Origin of the sequence: Kitasatospora sp. NPDC007106 (assembly GCF_040634455.1) — a bacterium.
Classification (GTDB): domain Bacteria; phylum Actinomycetota; class Actinomycetes; order Streptomycetales; family Streptomycetaceae; genus Kitasatospora; species Kitasatospora arboriphila.
In genome coordinates this window covers 1-2050 of the sequence record NZ_JBEYFP010000977.1, presented here as the reverse complement: position 1 = coordinate 2050, position 2050 = coordinate 1, and the positions used below count along the sequence as shown (strand labels likewise).

Below are 2050 nucleotides of genomic sequence, written 5' to 3'. Positions count from 1 at the left end.
GCTCGCCGAGCGGCAGGCCTCGGCACTGCGGGGGCGTATGGTGATCATCGAGGGCGGCGGCCATCTTGTGGACGTTCTCCGGGCTGTGGAGTGCGTCGCCCTCCAGGAACGGCACGCCGAGACGGGCGGCCAGGGCGGATCCGAGCGTGCTCTTCCCCGAGGAGGAGACCCCCATGACGACGACCACGAGGGGCGCGGGTGCTGCTTCCATGCACGTCTCCCTGCCGGTCGGCGGGCACCGTGTGACACTGGTGCACGTCCACTGTCGTGTGCAGGCCCGGCTCCCGCAGGAGATGACATGCCCGGCGGCGTCGTGAGCGGTCCGCGCGTGCTGCTGCCCTGGGCGCCCGGCGAGGTGGGCGGGCTGCCCGGGGGCTGGACCGCCGCGGTCTGGGACGGCACGGGCGGTCCGCCGGGGGCGGACGTGCTCGGGTCGGTCGAGTTCTTCGTGATCCCGTACACCTTCACGGCGGCCGCCCGGCCGCTGCTGGCCCGGATGCCGCGCTTGCGGGTGCTGCAGTCGCTCAGCGCCGGTGTCGACGACCTGGCACCGCACGTGCCCGCGGGCGTGACGCTGTGCAACGCGCGCGGGGTGCACGACGCGAGCACGGCGGAGCTGGCGGTGACGCTGGTGCTGGCCTCGTTGCGCGGGATCCCCGGATTCGCGGTCGCCCAGCAGGCCGGGCGGTGGTCGGGCGGGTTCCGTCCCGCCCTGGCCGGCCGGACGGTCCTGATCGTCGGCCACGGATCGATCGGCACGGCGGTGGAGGCGCGGCTCGCGGCCTTCGAGTGCGAGGTCGTCCGGGTGGCGCGGACCGCCCGGGAGGGCCCGGGCGGTCCGGTGCACGCGTTCGGGGAGCTGCCGGGCCTGCTCGGTGCGGCGGACGTCGTGGTGCTGACCGTCCCGCTCGTGCCGGAGACCCGCGGGCTGGTCGATGCCGGATTCCTGTCCCGGATGAAGGACGGCGCCCTGCTGGTGAACGTGGCCCGCGGACCGGTGGTGGACACCGGTGCGCTGCTGCGCGAGCTGCGCAGCGGGCGGCTGGCTGCGGCGCTGGACGTCACCGATCCCGAACCGCTGCCGACCGGCCATCCGCTCTGGTCCGCACCGAACGTCCTGATCACTCCTCATGTCGGCGGGAACAGCTCGGCCTTCGAACCGCGCGCCCGGGAGCTGGTGCGCTCGCAGCTCGCGCGCTTCACGGCAGGGCTCGCGCCGGTGAACGTGGTGCCGGGCCCTGCCGGTGCGCCCGGGCGGTAGCCGGAGGGGTCAGAGCACCGCGATCGGGCTGACCGGGGAGCCCGTTCCGCCGACCAGCCGCAGGGGTGCGACCACGCAGAGGAACGACCAGCGGCCCTCCTCGGCGCAGAGCGGCAGCAGGTCCTCGAACTGCAGGTAGTCGAGCAGGTGGACGCCCAGTGCGTGGACGGCGAGCACGTGGACGGGGAAGCCGACTCCGTCGACCGGGCTGGGCGCGCAGTCGTTGTTGCTGTCGCTGCCCAGTACCGCGATCCGCCGCTCGGCCAGCAGTTCCACCGCGCTCGGATGCAGGCCGGCCCGGGCGGCGGCCGCGTCCCACGCCCCCATCTCCCGTCGCCGCCGCCGGTGGCCGACGCGGACGAGGAGCAGGTCGCCCTCGCCGAAGCGCACGCCCTGGGCCTCCTCGGCGGCCAGCAGCTCCTCGGCCGTCACGTGCTCCCCGGGCTCCAGCCAGGGCACCCCGCGCAGCCCGGGGATGTCCAGCAGCACCCCGCGGCCGACGATTCCCGCCCCGGCGAGGCCGACGGAGAGCGCCTCGGCACCGGTCGCGGTCAGCGTGGCCGCGGGGACGCCGCCGTACAGCGTGCCGTCGTAGACGACGTGGCACAGCGCGTCGAGGTGGCTGTCGGCGTCCCCGTGCACGTTCATCTCGATCCGGTCCCGGGCGAACTCCAGCCCCTGCCCGCGCAGGTGCCCGGCGACCGCGCCGGTCATCGGGTGGTGGGCGGGCTCGGGATTGTCCGGCCTCGCGCGGGTCGCCACGGTTGCCGCCAGGCTCACGTGACGGCC

General features: G+C 75.2%; 3 protein-coding genes. 1 reads left to right on the top strand and 2 read right to left on the bottom strand.

Annotated elements, in window-relative coordinates; translation table 11 throughout:
- Window positions 1–211, bottom strand: a 211-nt coding sequence (locus ABZ641_RS34705; RefSeq protein WP_359988341.1) for a shikimate kinase, incomplete at its 3' end; no start/stop codon positions are given.
- Window positions 212–298: 87 nt separating this feature from the next.
- On the opposite strand from ABZ641_RS34705, the gene ABZ641_RS34700 reads away from it, so the two are divergent.
- Window positions 299–1261: a 2-hydroxyacid dehydrogenase gene (locus tag ABZ641_RS34700; RefSeq protein ID WP_344623148.1), complete on the top strand. Its 963-nt coding sequence runs from the start codon at window positions 299–301 to the stop codon at window positions 1259–1261.
- Window positions 1262–1270: 9 nt separating this feature from the next.
- Here ABZ641_RS34700 and ABZ641_RS34695 read toward each other — a convergent pair.
- Window positions 1271–2050, bottom strand: a 780-nt coding sequence (locus tag ABZ641_RS34695) for a cyclase family protein (protein WP_359988339.1), incomplete at its 5' end; no start/stop codon positions are given.